The 19,100-nt window shown below is 74.7% G+C and carries 15 protein-coding genes and 2 tRNA genes; 8 read left to right on the top strand and 9 right to left on the bottom strand.

Annotation, left to right across the window (positions count from 1 at the left end):
• Positions 1 to 45 precede the first annotated feature (45 nt).
• The 5 genes from AC6CH6_RS12455 (at position 46) to AC6CH6_RS12435 (ending at position 4,687) form a co-directional block, all read left to right on the top strand.
• Complete coding sequence (locus AC6CH6_RS12455) at positions 46 to 1,143, top strand: PP2C family protein-serine/threonine phosphatase (RefSeq protein WP_498255354.1); 1,098 nt, start codon at positions 46 to 48, stop codon at positions 1,141 to 1,143.
• Positions 1,140 to 3,095, top strand: coding sequence for a glycosyltransferase family 2 protein (locus tag AC6CH6_RS12450; protein WP_498255353.1), 1,956 nt, complete (start codon positions 1,140 to 1,142; stop codon positions 3,093 to 3,095). The genes AC6CH6_RS12455 and AC6CH6_RS12450 overlap by 4 nt, the downstream gene beginning before the upstream one ends.
• The gene (locus tag AC6CH6_RS12445; protein ID WP_017831980.1) at positions 3,079 to 3,411 is read left to right on the top strand and encodes an STAS domain-containing protein; all 333 of its coding nucleotides are present in this window, start codon (positions 3,079 to 3,081) and stop codon (positions 3,409 to 3,411) included. The genes AC6CH6_RS12450 and AC6CH6_RS12445 overlap by 17 nt, the downstream gene beginning before the upstream one ends.
• A complete protein-coding gene (locus tag AC6CH6_RS12440; RefSeq protein WP_498255352.1) occupies positions 3,404 to 3,835 on the top strand; it encodes an ATP-binding protein in 432 nt (143 codons plus the stop codon). Before AC6CH6_RS12445 ends, AC6CH6_RS12440 begins: the two co-directional genes overlap by 8 nt.
• A 219-nt stretch (positions 3,836 to 4,054) precedes the next feature.
• The gene (locus AC6CH6_RS12435; RefSeq protein WP_498255351.1) at positions 4,055 to 4,687 is read left to right on the top strand and encodes a glycosyltransferase family 2 protein; all 633 of its coding nucleotides are present in this window, start codon (positions 4,055 to 4,057) and stop codon (positions 4,685 to 4,687) included.
• A gap of 31 nt (positions 4,688 to 4,718) precedes the next feature.
• Here the strand turns inward: AC6CH6_RS12435 and AC6CH6_RS12430 are convergent, their stop codons facing one another.
• The 4 genes from AC6CH6_RS12430 to AC6CH6_RS12415 all read right to left on the bottom strand — a co-directional run bounded on the left by AC6CH6_RS12430 (position 4,719) and on the right by AC6CH6_RS12415 (position 8,225).
• The gene (locus AC6CH6_RS12430; protein ID WP_498255350.1) at positions 4,719 to 5,039 is read right to left on the bottom strand and encodes a hypothetical protein; all 321 of its coding nucleotides are present in this window, start codon (positions 5,037 to 5,039) and stop codon (positions 4,719 to 4,721) included.
• 59 nt (positions 5,040 to 5,098) lie between these two features.
• A complete protein-coding gene (locus tag AC6CH6_RS12425; protein WP_017831984.1) occupies positions 5,099 to 5,563 on the bottom strand; it encodes a hypothetical protein in 465 nt (154 codons plus the stop codon).
• A gap of 134 nt (positions 5,564 to 5,697) precedes the next feature.
• Positions 5,698 to 6,681, bottom strand: a complete 984-nt coding sequence (locus AC6CH6_RS12420; RefSeq protein WP_498255349.1) for an NAD(P)H-quinone oxidoreductase — start codon at positions 6,679 to 6,681, stop codon at positions 5,698 to 5,700.
• Positions 6,682 to 6,788: 107 nt separating this feature from the next.
• Positions 6,789 to 8,225 (bottom strand): cryptochrome/photolyase family protein, encoded by a 1,437-nt coding sequence (locus tag AC6CH6_RS12415; protein ID WP_498255348.1) that lies wholly within the window; start codon positions 8,223 to 8,225, stop codon positions 6,789 to 6,791.
• 95 nt (positions 8,226 to 8,320) lie between these two features.
• Here AC6CH6_RS12415 and AC6CH6_RS12410 point away from each other — a divergent pair.
• Both AC6CH6_RS12410 and AC6CH6_RS12405 read left to right on the top strand, forming a co-directional pair.
• A tRNA-Ser gene (locus AC6CH6_RS12410) sits at positions 8,321 to 8,408 on the top strand.
• A 148-nt stretch (positions 8,409 to 8,556) separates the two neighbouring features.
• The gene (locus AC6CH6_RS12405; RefSeq protein ID WP_498255347.1) at positions 8,557 to 12,573 is read left to right on the top strand and encodes an ExeM/NucH family extracellular endonuclease; all 4,017 of its coding nucleotides are present in this window, start codon (positions 8,557 to 8,559) and stop codon (positions 12,571 to 12,573) included.
• Between the two features lie 36 nt (positions 12,574 to 12,609).
• Here AC6CH6_RS12405 and AC6CH6_RS12400 read toward each other — a convergent pair whose 3' ends face one another.
• Positions 12,610 to 14,532, bottom strand: a complete 1,923-nt coding sequence (locus tag AC6CH6_RS12400; RefSeq protein ID WP_498255346.1) for an FAD/NAD(P)-binding protein — start codon at positions 14,530 to 14,532, stop codon at positions 12,610 to 12,612.
• Between the two features lie 106 nt (positions 14,533 to 14,638).
• On the opposite strand from AC6CH6_RS12400, the gene AC6CH6_RS12395 reads away from it, so the two are divergent.
• Positions 14,639 to 16,756 (top strand): prolyl oligopeptidase family serine peptidase, encoded by a 2,118-nt coding sequence (locus AC6CH6_RS12395; protein ID WP_498255345.1) that lies wholly within the window; start codon positions 14,639 to 14,641, stop codon positions 16,754 to 16,756.
• A 13-nt stretch (positions 16,757 to 16,769) separates the two neighbouring features.
• Here AC6CH6_RS12395 and AC6CH6_RS12390 read toward each other — a convergent pair whose 3' ends face one another.
• The 4 genes from AC6CH6_RS12390 to AC6CH6_RS12375 form a co-directional block, all read right to left on the bottom strand.
• Positions 16,770 to 17,180: a phage holin family protein gene (locus tag AC6CH6_RS12390; protein ID WP_017831991.1), complete on the bottom strand. Its 411-nt coding sequence runs from the start codon at positions 17,178 to 17,180 to the stop codon at positions 16,770 to 16,772.
• 12 nt (positions 17,181 to 17,192) lie between these two features.
• Positions 17,193 to 17,615 carry a spore germination protein GerW family protein gene (locus tag AC6CH6_RS12385; RefSeq protein ID WP_017831992.1) on the bottom strand — a complete coding sequence of 141 codons (423 nt, stop codon included), beginning with the start codon at positions 17,613 to 17,615 and terminating at the stop codon, positions 17,193 to 17,195.
• 175 nt (positions 17,616 to 17,790) lie between these two features.
• Positions 17,791 to 17,879 (bottom strand) — tRNA-Ser (locus tag AC6CH6_RS12380).
• A 62-nt stretch (positions 17,880 to 17,941) separates the two neighbouring features.
• Entirely contained in the window at positions 17,942 to 19,048 is a 1,107-nt protein-coding gene (locus AC6CH6_RS12375) for a glycosyltransferase (RefSeq protein ID WP_498255344.1), read from the bottom strand.
• Positions 19,049 to 19,100 lie beyond the last annotated feature (52 nt).

The following is a 19,100-nucleotide window of genomic DNA, read 5'->3' as shown; positions in this document are numbered from 1 at the left end:
GGGGGTCGGGATGACAATTGCAAAGAATAGCGGCTTAATGAGTCCATGACCCCCTCCCCCCAGGGTCGCCGTGCCGTCGTGATCGAAGACCACGACGACATCCGCAACCTCCTCGCCCAGACCATCGGCATGCGCGGCTTCACCGTGACGACCGCCGCGACCGGCCTCGAGGGCATCGAGGCCGTGCGCCGCGACGGCGCCGACCTCATCACCCTGGACCTCAGCCTCCCGGACCTCGACGGGCTGGAGGTCTGCCGGCGGGTGCGGCAGTTCTCGGACGCCTACCTGCTCATGGTCACGGCGCGCCCGGGCGAGATCGACCGGCTGGAGGGCCTCGAGCGCGGGGCGGACGACTACATCAGCAAGCCGTTCAGCCCCCGGGAGCTGCAGGCCAGGATCGAGGCGATGTTCCGCCGGCCGCGCGCCCGGGCGGAGCAGGCCGACGCCGAGGAGCTGCGCCGCGCGGCCGAGGTCCAGCGCAGCCTGCTGCCCGCCGCCGCCCCGGCCGTGCCCGGCTACGACGTGGCCGGGGCGTGCCGGCCGTCCCGCAGCGTGGGCGGGGACTTCTTCGACTGGTACACGACCGAGGGCGGGCTCCAGGTCTCGCTGGCCGACGCCATGGGCAAGGGCATGGGGGCCGCGCTCATCGCCGCCACCGTGCGCGCCGTGCTGCGCTCCGCGGCCGGGCAGCCGGACATGGCGCAGGCCTTCGGCGACACCTGCCGGCACCTCGAGCACGACCTCGCCCACTCCGACTCCTTCGTCACGCTCTTCCACGCCCGCCTGGACACGGCCGACGGGGTCGTGGAGTACGTCGACGCGGGCCACGGGCTGGGACTGCACGTGCGCGCGGACGGGATCGACCGGCTGCGCCCGGGCGGCCCCCCGGTGGGGGCGGTGCCCGGGACGCAGTGGGTGCCCGGCCGGATCGTGCTCGCGCCCGGCGACGCCCTCGTCGTCGTCAGCGACGGCCTCCTCGACGCGTACGAGGACGTCGACGACGCCGTGCGGGCGGTCGCGAACGTGGTCTCCCGCCACGAGGACGCCTCCTCCGCCTGCACCGCGGTCCTCGACCTCGCCGGCGAGGAGACCCGCACCGACGACGTCACCGCCGTGGTCGTCCGCCGCCTGGCCGCCCCGTGAACCGCTTCCTCGTCCGGCTCCTCGTCGTCCTGACCCTCCTGCTGGGCGTCAACTACATCACCTGGCGCTGGCTCGAGTCGCTGAACTGGTCGGCGTGGTGGATCGCCGTTCCCCTGGTGCTCGCCGAGACGTACAGCCTGATCGACGTCTCGCTCTTCGGGCTCACCGTCTGGCGGCTCCGGCGGCGCGGGGAGGCCGGCGCCCCGCCCGCGGGCGCCACCGTGGACGTGTTCATCACGACCTACGACGAGCCCCTCGACCTCGTGATGGGCACCGCCCTGGCGGCGCAGGCCATCCGGCACCCGCACAGCACGTGGATCCTCGACGACGGGGCCCGCCCCGAGCTCGAGGCGCTCGCCGCCGAGCACGGGCTGGGCTACCTGACGCGCAGCGAGGACTGGACCGACCGGCCGCGCCACGCCAAGGCCGGCAACCTCAACAACGCCCTGATGCTCACCCAGGGCGAGTTCCTGCTGATCCTCGACGCCGACCAGGTCCCGGCCCCGGAGATCCTGGACCGGACCCTGGGCTGGTTCAACGACCGCAAGGTGGCGCTCGTGCAGACGCCGCAGTGGTTCGTCAACGTGCCGGACCACGATCCGCTCGGCAGCCAGGCCCCCCTGTTCTACGGCCCCATCCAGCAGGGCAAGGACGGCTGGAACGCCGCCTTCTTCTGCGGCTCCAACGCGATCCTGCGCCGCGAGGCGCTCATGCAGCTCGGCCTCTCCGGCTACGTCCAGGAGGTCGAGCAGGACGTGAAGGAGTCCCTCGCCCGCACCCGGGCCGCCCTGCGGAGGGCGCGACGGTCCCCGGAGGCCGCGAACCCCGTCGTCGCCGGCATGCTCGACGACGTCGAGGCCGCCACCGAGCGGGCCCGCGCCGAGCTGAAGGCCGGCGCCCCCCTGACCGAGCTGACCTACCGCCTGCAGCGCGAGGTGGACGCGGCGGCCCGGCGCACCGTCACGCAGGACTTCTCCCAGATCGAGGCGGACCTCGCCTCGATCGCCGCCCTGGACCTGCCCCCCGAGGACGGCATGGTCTGGCCGGACGAGCTCGCCTCCGCCGTGGACCGGATGTCCCGCCGCGACCTGTCCCCGCTGGCCGCCGTGGAACCGGTGCGGGAGGTGCTCGAGGCGGTCTCCGTGGACCGGCCCGGCGAGGCCCAGCCGGTGATGCCGCTGGCGACGATCTCGGTCACCGAGGACATGGCCACCGCGATGCGCCTGCACGGCCTGGGCTGGCGCAGCGTCTACCACCACGAGGTCCTCGCCCACGGCCTGGCCCCCGAGGACCTGAAGACCATGCTCACCCAGCGCCTGCGCTGGGCGCAGGGCACGGTGCAGGTGCTGCTCCGGGAGAACCCGCTGCTGCAGCGCCGGCTGGGGTGGGGCCAGCGGCTCATGTACTTCGCCACGATGTGGAGCTACCTGTCCGGCTTCGCGGCCGTCGTCTACTTCGCCGCGCCCATCGTGTACCTGGTGCTGGGCATCCTCCCCGTCACGAGCCTCAGCTGGGACTTCTTCGTCCGCTTCATCCCCTTCATGGTGGTGAACCAGCTGCTGTTCCTCGTGGTGGGCCGGGGCATCCCCACCTGGCGCGGCCAGCAGTACAGCCTGGCGCTGTTCCCCATCTGGATCAGGGCGTGCACCACGGCCGCCCGCAACGTCTGGTTCGGTCGCCCCCTCGGCTTCGCCGTCACGCCCAAGGTGCGGCAGGACGCCGGCCCGGCCTGGCACCTCATCCGCCCCCAGCTGGTGGTGATGGGGCTGCTGGCCGCGGCCCTCCTGGTGGGGACCGCCCGGCTGGCGGTGGGGCTGAACGAACCGGTGGGAACCCTGGTCAACGTGGCCTGGGTCGCCTTCGACCTGGTGGTGCTGAGCGTGCTCGTCACCGCCGCGAGATACACGGGCTTCGAGCCCGAGGAGAGGAGTGCCGATGCAGTTCACGATTGAGCAGAAGCCGAGGTTCGCCCACATCACGGGCACCGGACGGCTCAACATGGTGGGAGCGCCCAAGCTCCGGGAGGTCGTGGCGAAGGTCGTCGACGAGGGCAGCAACCACGTGGTGGTCGACCTCGGCGGCACCGAGTTCATGGACTCGTCCGGTCTGGGCGCCCTCATCGGGTGCCTCAAGCTGGCCCGCCAGGCCGGCGGCGACCTGCGGATCGCGAACGTCCGCCCCCAGGTCCGCATGGTCCTCGAGCTCACCAGCATGCACCGCGTCCTGACCCCCTACGACACCGCCGACGCGGCCTTCGCCGATGACTGAGCCCACGGCCCGCCGCTCGCGCCGGGGCCCGGCCACCGCTCTGACGGTGGACGCCCTGCACGAGGACCTGGACGAGCTGTGGGGGGAGGCCGCGTTCGTGCCCGAGACCGACCGGATGGCCTTCACGCTCGCGGTCGTGGAGGCGGCCGGCAACGTGGTGGTGCACGCGGTGCCCGCGGCGGAGGACCCGATCGAGCTCTCCGTGGACCTGGTCGCGGACCCCCACCGGCTGGAGGCGAGGATCTACGAGATCGGCGCCGCACCGGCGCAGGTCGACCTCACGAAGGCCATGGCGCAGGAGCACCGCGAGTCCGGCCGCGGGCTCGCCCTGATCCAGGCCCTGGTCAGCCGGGTGGTGTTCGAGCGGCACGGGGACACGAACGTCTGGAAGCTGTGCCGGGTGTGCGGCCGGGACGAGGTGTAGCACCCCCGGGGACGCGCTGGACCCGCGTCCGGCCGGGGCGGACGTCCCCTGATTTGCGTCTGTAAAGTGTCCGTCGTGGTGCCTAGACTTTGGTCCAGGACAACACGTCAGGGGGCTCACGTTGTCACCGAGAACACTCGTTCAGGGGCCGGTCGGGCGCTCCGCCGCAGGGGGACGTCAGCGGCGGGACGCACGCCGGGCACGCCGAGAGAAGTCGTCATGATCGCCGCGATCATTCCCGCCCACGACGAGGCGGCCCGCGTCGAGCACGCGGTCGTCTCCCTCCACCGCCAGACCCGTCCGCCGGAGCGCATCCTCGTCATGTCGGACGACTCCACCGACGCCACCGTCGAGGTCGCCCTGCACGCCGGCGCCGAGGTCCTGCTCACCGTCGACAACCGGCACCACCGTGCCGGGGCGCTCAACCAGGCCCTGGACACCGTCCGGATGGAGCCGGACGACCTGGTGCTGGTCCTCGACCCCGGCGTCCGGCTGCCGCCGGGCTTCCTGGCCCGCGCCCTGGCCGCCCTCCGGGACCGCAACGTGGGCGCCGTCTCCGCCCGGTCCACCGCCGTCGGGGGCCCGGCCGCGCTGATCCGCTGGCAGGCGCTCGAGGACGTCCACCGGTCGTTCGGCCGCTACTGCGACGAGGGCGCCGTGACCGGCCAGACGCGTCTCGCCCTCGACCTGGAGGCCGTCGGCTGGCGTCTCTGCCCGCCGCTGGAGGCCGAGGAGGACGGACCCGCCCCGGTCGAGCACCTCGCACCCGTCCCGGCGGAGCACGCCGTCCCGGTCGAGCGCGTCGTGCCCGTCCCGGTCGAGGTCCTCCGCGCGGAGCCGGCGGCCGCGTGATCCGCCGCCCGGCCCACCGGGACGCTCAGTCTCAGTCGCGGACGGCGCGGCCCACGAGGACGGCCGCCGCGCCCGCGAGGACCGTGGTGGTCAGGCACCCGATCGGCAGGGGCAGACAGCAGCCGCCCACCGTGACGTTCGTGCCGCGGCGCGTCCGGGTGGAGTACCCGGGGAAGGGGAGCATCCGGAAGCCGGAGCGGCGCCCGTACCCCTCGCCCCGGTGGCCGGACAGGTCGTAGCCCGGGCCGAAGCGGCCGGGGCCTCCGCGGCCGGGTCGGCCGAGGGGCGAGCGGGACCTGCGGGCGTCGAACTCGCCGTCGGCCGCGCGGTAGTCGAATCCGGAGGAGGTCATGCCGCCCATCAAACCATCAGCAGGCTGTCGGGTCCACCCCGTCACCGCCGGGAACGGGCTCAGCCGCGCCGCAGCAGCTCCTCGGCGCGCTCCACGTGCTCCCGCACCGCCTCGGCCCGGCGGACGACCGCGTCCAGCCGGTGGGCCGAGGACTCCTCGTCGGCCCGCACGAACCGGGCCATGGTGAGGGCCTCCGCCGCCTGGGCCATCGCGTTGCCGGCCCGGGAGAGCTCACGGTGGACGTCGTTGAGGTAGCCGCCCGGGGAGGCCGGGATGTCGTGGCTGCTGCTCGGCGCCGTGCGCTGCGCCGCCGCGCACACGGCCCGCACCTCCGGCAGCAGATCGGCGAGCGCGTTGGCGGTGGGCACCACGGACTGCGCGAGCGTCTTGTCCGGAAGGCTCTCGAGGATCTGGTGGAAGCGGTCCAGACCCCGGCGGAACCGGTCGTGGGCGCGGCGCCACACGCCCAGACCGAGCTCGGCCTCGTCACGGCGAGCGGCGCGGTAGTCGCGCAGGAATGCCACGGGCGGTCCTTTCGAGTGGAGACAGTCCATCCTACGGCGGCTCGGCCCGCCCTCCGTGCGCGCGGAGGGCGGGCCGGGCCGGGCCCGACGACGCGCCGGGACCGGGCCGTCCGCGGCCGCGCCGAGGGGTGCGCTCAGGGGACGAGCAGCACCTTGCCGATGTGCGTGCCGGAGTCGAAGTACTCGTGGGCCCGCGCGACCTCGTCCAGGGGGAACGTGCGGTCCACGACCGGGCGGACGGCCCCTGACTCGACGTGGGGCCACACGTGCTCCCGCACGGCGGCCATGATGCGGGTCTTCTCCGCCACGGGCCGCGGGCGCAGCGTGGTGCCGATCACGGCGGCCCGCTTGGCCATGAGTTTGCCGAGGTCCAGTTCCCCCGTCCGCCCGCCCTGGGTGGCGATGACCGCGATCCGGCCGTTGGTGGCCAGCGCGTCCAGGTTGCGCCCCAGGTAGGAGCCGCCCACGACGTCGAGCACGATGTCGGCGCCGTGCCCGTCCGTGAGCTCCCGCACGCGCGCCACGAAGTCCTCCTGCCGGTAGTCGATCGCCTCGGCGCCGAGCCGCCGTGCGGCATCGGCCTTCTCCGGGCTGCCGACCGTGGTGAGCACGCGCAGGCCGAGGGCCCGGCACATCTGGAGGGCGTTGGTGCCGATCCCGCCGGTGCCGCCGTGCACCAGGACCGTCTCGCCCTCACGGGCGGCGGCGGCCATGAAGACGTTGGAGAACACCGTGGCGCACACCTCGGGCAGGCCGGCGGCGGCGACGAGGTCCACCCCGGCGGGCGCGGGCAGGACCTGGCCGGCCGGGACGACGACCTCCTCGGCGTAGCCCCCGGAGTCCAGGAGGGCGACGACCTCGTCGCCGGGGGCGAACCCGGCGCCGGCGGGCACCTCGGGGCCGAGCTCCTGCACCGTGCCCGAGACCTCGAGGCCGAAGACGGTCGACGCCCCGGGCGGGACCGGGTACCTGCCCAGCCGCTGCATGACGTCGGCCCGGTTGATCCCGGCGGCCCGGACCCGGATCCGCACCCCGTCGGGCGTGAGCTCCGGGGCGGGGACCTCGGCGACGGCGAGGACCTCCGGTCCGCCGGGGGTGGTCTCGAGCACTGCGCGCATGGTGGGGCCTTCCGGTCGGGGCGACGGTCGCTCCCATTGTGTCGCGGGGCGGGCACCCGGTCACCCGGCGTCGGCCCGTGGCGAACAGGGGGGCGCCGGCGCCGCCCTCAGCGGATCGAGGCGTAGGCGTCGAGGGCGCGTCCGCGGCTGGCCGGCAGGTCCACGACCGGCTCCGGGTAGCCCACCGACGGGCCGAGCAGACCGGGCTCGTGCGGGTCCACGCCCTCGTCGCCGGCCAGCTCGGGGACCCAGCGGCGGATGTAGCGGGCCTCGGGGTCGAACTTCCGGCCCTGGGTCAGCGGGTTGAAGATCCGGAAGAACGGGCTCGCGTCCGCGCCGGAGCCCGCGACCCACTGCCAGTTCCCGGGCCCGCTCGCCGGCTCGGCGTCCACGAGCGTCTCCCAGAACCACTGCTCCCCCACCCGCCAGTCGACCAGCAGGTTCTTGGTGAGCAGGGACCCGGCGACCATCCGGACCCGGTTGTGCATCCACCCCGTGGCCCGCAGCTGCCGCATACCCGCGTCCACGAGCGGGAAGCCGGTGCGCCCCTCCTGCCAGGCCCGGACGTCGCCGGCGGCCTCCGCCGGGTCCCGCCACGGGAACGCGTCGAAGGCCGGGCGGACGTGGCGCACGTGCAGGTCCGGCACCTGGTGGAGCAGGTGCCAGTTGAACTCCCGCCAGCCCAGCTCGGCCAGGAACTTCTCCAGCCCCGGGCTGCTCCCCTGCTCGGACCGGTGCCGGACGGCCGCGTCCCAGACCGCGAACGGGCTGATCTCGCCCCACCGCAGGTGCGGGGAGAGCCGGCTGGTGCCGTCCCGGTCCGGCCGGTCGTGGCCCTCGGCGTAGTCCTCGACGCGGTCCAGGAAGTCGTCCAGCCGCTCCCACGCGGCCGCCTCCCCGGGCGTCCACACCGCGGCCAGCCCGGCCGCGCGCTCCGGGGACGGCACCAGGTCCCAGTCGTCCTGGTCCTCGGTGCCGGCGGCCGCCGCCACCGCCGAGGCGGCCCCCCGGCCCGGCCCGGGCACGGGGAGCGGCTGCCGGATCTCCAGCGCCCGGAGCGCCTTCCAGAAGGGGGTGAACACCTTGTACGGGCCGCCGGCGCCGGTGCGCAGGGTCCACGGCTCGTGCAGCAGCGCGGCCTGGAACGAGTGCGCCTCCACCCCGTGCGCGGCGCACCACTGCTTCACCCCGGCGTCCACGGCGAGCTCCGGCCCGCCGTAGCGGCGGTTCCACGTGATGCCGCCCGCCCCCGTGCGCTCGAGGACCTCGGGGAGCACGGCCCCGGCGGGACCGCGGCGCAGCACCAGGGGGATGCCCAGCTCCCGGAGCGACTCCCGCAGGGACCGCAGCGACCCGTCCAGCCACCACTTCGCGGCCGCGCCGAGGGGCCGGACCCCCTCGGACTCCTGGTCCAGGACGCAGAGGGCAACCACCGCGCCGCGCCGGCACGCGGCGTCGAGGGCGGGGTGGTCCGTGACGCGCAGATCGTCCCGGAACCACACGATCGTCGTCGTCCCGCGGTCGGGGCTCTCGGGTGCGTCCACGCGCTCACCCTACCGGGGCTTTGGCGGCGTTCCGGGCGCCGTGGAAGAATGGGCGACGCGCTCCGCCGCCCCCGCCGGGGACCGGACGGGCGCGGGGAAGGTTGTCCGAGCGGCCTAAGGAGCCGGTCTTGAAAACCGGTGTGCGGTGACCCCGTACCAAGGGTTCAAATCCCTTACCTTCCGCCTTCGCACGAGGCCCCCACCGCGAACCCGCCGGTGGGGGCCTCGGCCCGTCCCGGGGCCGGCGAAATGTCGCGGTGTCGTGGTCCGCCGTTCACCTCTGCGTGCTGAAATGGGGACAACGCACCGCCGCATCCCCCGGAGGACCCCCATGGCGCCCCAGAAGCACCGTTCCGCCCTGCTCGCCGCGCTCGCCGCCGGCGCCGTGGTCACCTCGACCGGTCTGGTCCTCCCCGCGGCGTCCGCCCAGGGGACGGCGCCCCCGCCGGCCCCGGACGCGGGGGCGACCGCGGCCGGGGAGACGGCCGTCGAGCTGCTCTACTTCAACGACTACCACGGCCGGCTCTCCTCCGACCCCCTCCTCTTCGCGGGCGCGATCGAGCAGCTGCGCGCGGAGAACGAGGACGGCACGCTGCTGCTGTCCGGCGGGGACAACGTGGGCGCCTCCGAGTACGTCTCGGCCGTGCAGCAGGACGCCCCCACCCTCGACGTGCTCGACGCGCTCGAGATCGACGCCTCCGCCGTGGGCAACCACGAGTTCGACCGGGGTGCGGACGACCTCACCGGCCGCATCACCGAGCGCGCCGACTTCCCCTACCTGGCGGCCAACGTCACCGGCCCCGACGGCGAGCTCGTCACCGAGGCGTCCGCGACGTTCGACGTCGAGGGCGTGCGCGTGGGCGTGGTCGGCGCCGTCACCCAGCAGACCGCCACGCTCGTCTCGCCCGGCGCGATCGAGGGCATCACCTTCGGCGACCCCGTCGAGGCCGTCAACGCCGAGGCCGAGCGGCTCGAGGCGGACGGGGCCGACATCGTGGTGGCCGTCTACCACGAGGGCGCCGCCGACGCGGCCGACGCCCTCGGCGACCGGCTGGTGACCGGCACCAGCGCGACCGTGGACGTGGTGCTCAACGGGCACACCCACCAGGTCTACGACGAGGGCGTCGACGTGGACGGCGACGGCGACCTCGACCGCGCGGTCCTGCAGGCCGGCTCGTACGGCGGCAGCCTCGGGCGGATCTCCCTGAGCTACGACGAGGCCGCCGACGACGTCGACCTCACCACCGGCGTGCTGGCCGTCGACGAGGTCGTCACCGCGACCGAGGAGGAGCTGGTCGCCCGGTATCCGCGCGTCGCGGAGGTCGCCGGGATCGTCGCGGACGCCGAGGCGGTGGCCCTGGAGCGGGGCAGCACCCCGGTCGGCGAGATCACCGGGGACATCACCACCGCCTACGGTCTGCGGGACGGCGTGCAGGCCCGCGACGACCGCGGCGCCGAGTCGAGCCTCGGCAACCTGGTCGCCGAATCCATCCGCGACAGCCTGGACGAGTCGGACGGCGTGCAGATCGGCCTCATCAACCCCGGCGGCCTGCGCGCCGACCTCCTCTGGGCGGACGACCCCGGCCAGGCCATCGACGGCGAGCGCGACGGCGTGGTGACGGAGTCCGAGGCCAACCAGGTGATGCCCTTCGCCAACAACCTCAACACCGTGACCCTCACCGGCGAGCAGTTCGAGCGGGTCCTCGAGCAGCAGTGGCAGCCCGAGGGATCGTCCCGGCCGTACCTGCAGCTGGGCCTGTCCGAGAACGTGTCCTACACCTTCGACGCCGCCCGCCCGGCCGGTGAGCGGATCACCTCGATCACGGTCGACGGGCAGCCCGTCGACCCGGCCGCCGAGTACGTGATCGGCTCGGTGTCCTTCCTGGTGGAGGGCGGCGACAACTTCACCGCCCTGACCGAGGGCACCGACGTCACCGACACCGGCCGGATCGACCGCGACGCCTGGATGGAGTACCTCGCCGCCCGCTCCGCCGACGCCCCGATCGCCCCGGAGTTCGACCGCCGGTCCGTGTCGCTCGGCAACGCGGCCGCCGAGGCCTGCACGGTGGAGTTCGAGGTCGCGCAGCTCGACATGACCTCCCTGGGCGCCCCGGCCACCACGGAGCTCTCCGTGCGCGAGGGCGGGCCGGAGGGCACCGAGATCGGCACCGCGGCCGTCGCCGGGGGCGCGGCCACGGTCGCCGTGGACACCTCCGCCCTGGCCGAGGGCGCCCCGGTGTGGCTCGTCGCCGCGCCCTCCGGCACCCGGGTCCGCGCCCCGGAGCAGGTCCTGGCCCTGGCCGAGGGCTGCGCGCCGGGCCCGGCCCCCACGGACGGGACCGGCGAGGAGCCCGTCCCCGCCCCGGAGCCCGGGGCCGGCACCCCGCCGGTGGAGCCGGCGATCCGGGAGATCCGGGAGATCCGGGAGATCCGGGAGATCCAGGGCACCGGGGACGTCTCGCCGGTGGCGGGGCAGGCGGTGACCACTCGCGGCGTCGTCACCGCCGTCTACGCCACCGGCGGGCTCAACGGCTACTACGTGCAGACGCCCGGCACCGGCGGCGACCTCGACCCGGCCGCCCACGACGCCTCCGACGGGGTGTTCGTGCACTCCCCCGACACCGCGGGGACCGTGCAGCCCGGCCAGCACGTCGAGCTCACGGGCACGGTTGCCGAGCACTACGGCCAGACCCGGATCAGCGTGCGCGCCGACGGGCTCCGCGTGCTCGACGAGCCGGCCGAGGAGGTCAAGCCCGCCGCCGTCGGCTGGTCCGCGGACGAGGCGGAGCGCGAGGACCTCGAGGGCATGCTGCTCGACCCGTCCGGTGAGTTCGTGATCACCGACAACTACGCCCTGAACGGCTACGGCGAGATCGGCCTGGCGGCCGGCACCACCCCGCTCGTGCAGCCCACCGCCGTGGGCGCGCCCGGCTCGCCCGAGGCCGCCGCGCAGGCCGCCGACAACGAGGCCCGGGGCGTCCTGCTCGACGACGGCGCCACGACCAACTACGGCAACTTCGCCAACGCCTCGGTCCCCCTCCCCTACCTCTCCCCCACGACCCCGATGCGGATCGGGGCGCCCGTCGACTTCGTGGCGCCGGTGGTGCTCGGCTACTCGTTCGACGAGTGGCGCCTCCAGCCCACGACGCACGTCACCGGGACGAACCCCGAGGACGCGCCCGTCATCGCTGAGAACACCCGCACCGCCGCCCCGGAGGACGTGGGCGGGGACCTCCAGCTCGCCACGTTCAACGTGCTGAACTACTTCACCACCACCGGCGACGAGCTCACCGGCTGCACCTACTACACCGACCGCGCCGGCGACCCGATCACCGTCCGCGGCGGCTGCGAGGCCCGCGGGGCGGCCGAGCAGGAGGACCTGGAGCGCCAGCAGGCCAAGATCGTCGCCGCCGTCAACGCCCTGGACGCCGAGGTCGTCTCCCTGGAGGAGATCGAGAACTCCGCGAAGTTCGGCAAGGACCGGGACCAGGCCCTGTCCGAGCTCGTCGACGCCCTCAACGCCGCCGCCGGCTCCGCGGTCTGGGCGTACGTGCCGTCACCGGCCGAGCGGCCCGCCGTCGGGGACGAGGACGTCATCCGCACCGCGTTCATCTACCAGCCGGCCGCGCTCGGGACCGTGGGCGAGTCCGTGATCCTGGACGACGAGGAGAACTTCGACAACGCCCGCGAGCCGCTGGCCCAGACGTTCCGCCCCGCCGGCGGGGACGCGGGCGAGGACTTCACGGTGGTCGTCAACCACTTCAAGTCCAAGGGCTCTGCCCCCTCCACCGGCCCCAACGCGGACGTCGGGGACGGCGCCGGGGCCTGGAACGCCGACCGCACCGCCCAGGCCCAGGCGCTGGTGGCCTTCGCCGAGCGGCTGAAGTCCACGCAGGGCACCGACCGGGTCCTCCTGACCGGTGACTTCAACTCCTACGACCAGGAGGACCCGATGCGGGTCCTGCACGACGCCGGCTACACGAACCTGGCGCCGGCGGGCGAGCACTCCTACGCCTACGGCGGGATGGTCGGCTCCCTCGACCACGTCCTGGCGTCCCCCGCCGCGGCCGGGATCGTCACGGGCTCGGACATCTGGGAGATCAACGCCCACGAGTCGGTGGGCCTGGAGTACAGCCGGCACAACCACAACGTGGTCGACCTCTACGCGGCCGACCCGTACCGGGCCTCCGACCACAACCCGGAGATCGTCGGCCTGGCCCCCGCCGGCGCCGGGCCCGCCGGCCCGCAGAAGCCGGGCAGGGGCAACTCCGGCGAGCACCCGGGCAAGGGCCTCCGGGAGCACGCCGACGACCGGGCCCGCGAGGTCCTGCACCGCCGCTTCGGCTGACCCGGCCGCGGCGCGCCGGCCCCGGTGTCCCCGGGGTCAGTCGTGTGCCGGGGCCGGGCCCAGCACCGCCGCGGCGATGCGGTCGGCGTCCGCCAGGGTCCGGGCACCCAGCTCCGCGGACGCCCCGGCCTCCGCGGCGATCGCCACGCCCCACTGGACGGCCGAGAGCTGCAGGCCGAGCACGAGGACGCCGGGCTCCACGCCGCCGTCGACGCGCACGGCCCGGTACGGGGGCCGGGTGACGTCCAGCCCGGTGCCGGGCACGGTCGCGACGCCGTCCCGGGTCTCCATGGCCCGGACCCGCACCAGGCCCTCCCGGTGCATCGCGGACAGCAGCGGGGAGATGTTGCGCCGGACGTCGTTGGGCGGGGACATGGCCTCCACGAGGTGCTCGGCGCGGAAGGGCTCGTCCTTGACCCACGGGGAGCTCGCCACGAACCGGCCCTCCTCCTCGTCCACGAGGAACTGCGGGTCCGGGCCCAGGAAGCGCACCACGCCGGCACGGGCCAGCGCCGCCAGCTGCTGGTTCCGCAGCACCGGCGGCCCGGAGGCGAGGCCCTCCACGAAGGGCTCGAACGTGCGCCGCAGCTCGTCGGTCCAGGAGGCGTCGCTGATCCCGAGGTCCGCCAGCACGGCCTTGAGCACGGTGCGCGCGGCGTTGAGCGAGGCGACGGCCATCTGCAGCGGGTCGTCCTCGCCTGCCAGCGCGCCGTGCACGTCCCGGTCCAGGTGGTGGACCAGGGCCGCCGCGTACTCGTCGTGGGAGCCGAAGCTGAGCCCCTCGAAGGGGCGGGCCAGCCGGAGGGCGTTGAGCTGCCGTCCCGGGACCACCGCGGACGCGATGAGCCGCTCGGCCCGGGAGGTCCAGGGCCCCTCGGGGTGGTCGTCGCCGGTGCCGAGCACGGCGTCGAAGCGCGCCAGGAACTCCTGCGGGTCGGTCTCGAAGGCGTCCGGGGCGGTCCGTGCCAGGACGGAGTAGTAGTTCCACTGGGCGTCCTTGCGGATCAGCGGATAGAGGTCCGTCTCGAAGGACAGCGGTCCCTGCGCCCGCGCCGCGAGCGCCCGCACGGCGTCGAGGGTGAAGAACCGGGTGACGAGGGAGCCGGCGTAGTAGCCCTCGAGCACCGCCTTGGAGCGGTACGGGGCGCCGCGGCGGGAGCCGGCCACGATCACGGGCTCCCGCCCCGAGGGGTGGTAGACGTAGCGCTCCCCGTCCTGGGTGTAGATCCCGCCGCGGCCCTCGGTGACCTGGGCCAGGACGTCGCAGAAGTTCAGGCCCATGCCGCGCACCAGCACGGTGCGCCCGGCGGGCAGGTCGTCCCAGTGCGCGTCGGCGGGCACGGCGGGCGGCCAGTAGGTCAGCCCGAGCTCGGCGGCGCCGTCCACGAGCTCCCGCTGGTCGGGGCGCAGGTCGGCGTCGAGGTGGCCCAGGGCGAGCACCACGGCGTCCGCCGGGAGGTTCTGCCCGCCGCTGATCTCCACGTCGTAGCGGTGCCGGGCGTGCTCCCGCACGTGCACGCCCACGGCCTCGGCCCGGTGCACGGCGAGCTGCACGGTGGCGGGGAGGGCGTCCTGCAGCGTGCGGAAGACCCAGGCAAGGTAGACCCCGTACATCCGCCGGGAGGGATAGGACTGGGGCGTCATCCGGGTCAGGTGCGCGGCGTCGTCGGGGTCCACGGCGATGGTCCCCGCCACGGCGGCGAGCCGCCAGTGCTCGAAGCTCATGTTCCGCAGCGGCTCGAGCGGGTCCACGGGCAGCACGCCGTCGTCGGCGATCACCGTGGGGAACACCGAGGGCGTGTTCATGAGGTACAGCGGGGACTGGTTCGTCCGCCACACGTGCCCCGGACCGGGCGGGAAGGGGTCGACGACGTCGATGCGCACCCGGGCGCCCGAGGCCGCCGCGCGGGCCGCGAGCCGCTCCACGGCCGAGAGCCCGCGCGGGCCCGCCCCGATCACCGTGACTCGTCGTTCGGAACCTGGCCTGCCCGTTGCGCTCATGGCCCTCAGGATATCGACCCGCCCGCCGGGCCACGGGCACGGGGCTGCGCCTACGATGGCGGACATGACCGAGACCGCGCAGACCGCCGCCCGCCCGACCGCCGAGCAGCCGCACGACGAGAACCTGTGGCTGGAGGAGATCACGGGGGACGCGCCCCTGGAGTGGGTCGCCGGGCAGAACGCCCGCACCCTGGCGGCGCTCGAGAGCCCGCGGCTGCGCCGCCTCGAGGCCGACGTGCTCGCGGTCATGGACTCGACCGAGCGGATCCCCATGGTCGCCAAGCACGGGCCGCACTACTACAACTTCTGGCGCGACGCCGAGCACCCCCGCGGCGTCTTCCGCCGCACCACGTGGGAGTCCTGGCTCGGCGAGGACACCGAGTGGGAGGTCCTGCTCGACGTCGACGCGCTGGCCGCCGAGGAGGGCGTCGACTGGGTCTGGGGCGGGGCCCGGCTGCTGCGCCCGCAGTACACCGGCGGGCGGCACCGGCGGGCGCTGCTCAGCCTCTCCCCCGACGGCGGCGACGCGAAGCGGGTGCGCGAGTTCGACCTCGACGAGCGCCGGTTCGTGCCCGGCGGCTTCGACGTCCCTACCGCGAAGTCCACCGTGACGTGGGTGGACGCCGACACCCTGCTCGTGGGCACCGACTTCGGCCCCGGCTCGATGACCACCTCCTCCTACCCCCGCACCGTGCGCGTCCTGCGCCGCGGGCAGGACCTCGCCGAGGCCCGGCAGGTGTTCGAGGTGGCCGAGGACCACGTGCAGGCCGTGCTCGTGCGGGACCACACCCCGGGCTTCGTCCGGGACGTGGCCGTGGACGTGGTCGACTTCTTCGCCTCCCGGACCTACCTGGTGCGCGAGGAGGAGCTCGTGCACGTCGACGTCCCCGACTCGGTGACGGTGGACCTGCACCGGCAGTGGCTGCTGCTGCGCCCGCAGGAGGAGCTCGAGCTGGACGGGACCGTGCACCCGGCCGGGTCCCTGCTCGTGGCCGAGCTCGAGGCGTTCCTGGCCGGGGACCGCTCCGTGACCGCCGTGTTCGTCCCGGACGCGCACACGTCGCTGCAGTCCTGGTCCTGGACGGCCGACCGGCTGATCCTCAACCTCCTGCGGGACGTCTCCTCGGTGGTCCGCGTCGCCGAGCCGGGCCCGTGGACCTCGTCCGAGCTGCCCGGGGCGCCGGCCCTGCACAGCGTGGACGCCTACGCCGTCGACGACGAGGACCCGGAGGCGGGCAACGACTACTGGCTCGTGGCGACCGGCTTCCTCACCCCGACCACCGTGTCCCGCGGCACCCTCCCGGCCCGCGGCGGGGCGACGGCCCCGCCGCGGGTGGCGAGGACCGCCCCCGCGTTCTTCGACGCGTCCGGGCTCTCGGTCGAGCAGCACTTCGCGGTCTCGGCGGACGGCACCCGGGTGCCCTACTTCCAGGTGGGCCCCGCCGACCCGGTCCTCGACGGGCGGAACCCGACGCTGCTCTCCGGCTACGGCGGCTTCGAGGTCTCCCGGACCCCCGCCTACTCCGGGGCCCTCGGGCGGTCCTGGCTGACCCGCACCGACGACGCCGGGCGGTCCGGGGTCTACGTCCTCGCCAACATCCGCGGCGGCGGGGAGTACGGCCCCGCGTGGCACCGGGCCGCCCTGCAGGGGAACCGGCACCGGGCGTACGAGGACTTCGCGGCCGTCGCGGCGGACCTGCAGGCCCGCGGGGTGTGCACCCGGGAGACGCTCGCGTGCTCGGGCGGCTCCAACGGCGGGCTGCTCGTGGGCAACATGCTCACCGGGCACCCCGAGCTGTTCGGGGCGGTCTCCTGCGGGGTGCCGCTGCTGGACATGCGCCGCTACACGAAGCTGTCCGCGGGCTACTCCTGGATCGCGGAGTACGGCGACCCGGACGACCCGGAGCAGTGGGAGTCCGTCCGCACGTTCTCGCCGTACCACCTGCTGGAGGAGGGGCGGGACTACCCGGACGTCCTGTTCTGGACCGCCACGAGCGACGACCGCGTGGGCCCCGTCCAGGCGCGCAAGGCCGCCGCGCGGATGCTCGGCATGGGCTACGAGAACGTGTGGTTCTACGAGGCCACCGAGGGCGGGCACGCGGGCGCGGGCGACAACAGGCAGGCCGCCCGCCTGCACGCGCTGTCCCACGAGTTCCTCTGGACGGCGCTGCACCGGGGCTGAGCCCCGGCGCGGGTCAGCGGCGCTCGCGGTCCGGGACGGCCCAGCCCATCAGGAGGGAGACCACCCCGATGATCAGGGTGGCGAGCACCGCCGTCCAGAGGAAGGAGTCGATCTCGAGCCGCAGCGGCGTGAAGGAGCTCAGCCAGGACGTCAGCCACAGCATCGCCGCGTTGACCACGATGGCGAACAGCCCCAGCGTGAGGCAGGTGATCGGCAGGGACAGGATCGTCAGCACGGGCCGCACGACCGCGTTCACGGCGCCGAAGACCAGGCCGACGAACAGGTAGGCCAGGACCGAGGCCGTCGTCTCGCCCCCGACGGCCGAGACGACGGACGGGTCCGCCGCGATGCCCATCCCGGGCAGGATCCAGGCGGCCACCCAGATGGCGAGCGCGTTGACGAGGACACGGAGCAGGAAGGACATGGCCCCATCCTGTCAGGAACGGCGGGTGACGGCGGCCCAGCCCACGAGCGCGGCCGCGCCGCACAGCGCCAGGCCCAGGGTGAGGGCGATCCGCCCCGCGTCCACGGCGGGACGCCACGTGACGCTGTCCCCCCGGACCACGTAGACCCCGGCCGGCTCGGCGTGCACGCCGTAGCCCACGCCCGATCCGCTGCCCGAGCTGTCCTTCTCCTCGCCCGAGCCCCCGCCGCCGCCGCCCCAGCCCCTGACGCGGGCCACGGGCACGACCGTGGTGCCGTACGCCTCGTACGCCTCGCCGAAGACCCGGCGCACCGTCACGGCGTCGACGGCCTCCTCGAGGACGGAGCGGTCCGTGAGTCCGGCGCGCCAGGCGGGGGCGGGACGGGGCGCACCGGGTGCGGCGGGCGTGGTCTGCGGACGGTCCTGCTCCGGCATGGTGGCCTCCTGGGCTCGGGCGCCGGCGGCGCGCTGAGCCCCAGTCTAGGAAGCCGCCGGCCCTCGGTCACGGGACGGCCGCAGATGACGGGCGGGGCCGGGCGCGGGCCCGGAACGCGAAACACCCCGGACCGCGGGTCCGGGGTGTTTCCGACGTCCTGGGACATCACGAGCGCGGAGACGGGGGGATTTGAACCCCCGGTCGAGTTTAACCCCGACCCTTCATTAGCAGTGAAGTCCATTCGGCCGCTCTGGCACGTCTCCATCCGTGGCCCACCACGCGGGTGGACAACACGGGCCAGCTTAAGGGAGGACCGGGCACGGGGTCAAAGCCGACGGCGTCCGCGCCGCCCGGCGAGCACCGAGCGGTAGAGCCGGTCGAGGTCCGCCCCGATCCGCTCGGACCCGTAGACGGAGCGGATCTCCGCCGCCATGGCCTCCGGGCCCAGCAGTCCCGGATCCGCCACGACGTCGAGCACGGCGCCGCCGAAGGCCTCCGGGGTGCGCTCGGCCACGAGGCGCCCGTTGCCCGGGTGCACGAAGTCCCCCTGCCCGCCGAGGGCGCCCATGACCACCGGCCGGCCCGCGGCGAGGGCCTCGGCCGCTGCCACGCAGAACGTCTCGGACCGGCTGGGCAGCAGGAACACGTCGGCGGCGGCCAGGCGCCGCTGCACCTCGTCCGCCCCCACGCTGCCGAGGAGCTGCACGCGCTCCCCCACCCCGAGCCGGCGCGCCCGCTCCCGGACCTCCTGCTCGAGACCGCCGGAGCCGCACCAGGTGAGGCGGACGTCGTGGCCGGCGTCGCGCAGCCACGCCACGGTGTCCACGGCCAGGAGGGGGTCCTTGATCTCGCGCAGGGCGCCGACCGCGACGAGCTCCAGGGTGTGCCCCCGCGGCGGGTCCGTGACGTGCGCGGCGTGGTCGACCACGTTGCCGATCCGCTCCACCCGCCCGGCCGGCGCGAAGCGGCGCAGCACGTCGCACATCATGGTGCTCACGCCGGTGACGCGGTCCGGGACGCGCAGGATCCGGCGGCTCCCGGCGAGGAGCCGCCACACGGGCCCGTTCTGCTCGGGGGTGAGCACGCCGTTCCAGTGCTCCGTGTGCACCCACGGGCGGCGTCCCGCGAGCGGCAGGCAGACGAGCGCCGCCGAGAAGGGCATGGTGTGCAGGACGTCGGCCCCGGTCAGGTGGCGGCGGAGCGCGGCGTACGCCCGCAGCAGCGTGAGCGGGCGCAGGGGGTGGAAGGGCAGCCGGAGCACCGGCACCCCGTCCCACTCCTCCGGGACGGCCGGCCCGGTGCGCAGCAGCCGCAGGTGCAGCACCCGGACGTCGTGGTGGCGGGCGGCGGCGCGCACGTGCCGGGGGACGAACGGCGTCTCCCCGGGCCGCTCCGCCGACGGGTACCAGGTGCTGACGACGAGCACGCGCACGGCGCTCAGCCCTTCCCCGCGCCGGTGCGGCCGGGGGCGGCCTCGGACGCGG

The sequence above is a fragment of the Kocuria sp. GQ42 genome (genome assembly GCF_059758435.1).
The sequence above is the reverse complement of the archived record's forward strand: the minus strand, read 5'-3'. Positions and strand labels throughout refer to the sequence as shown.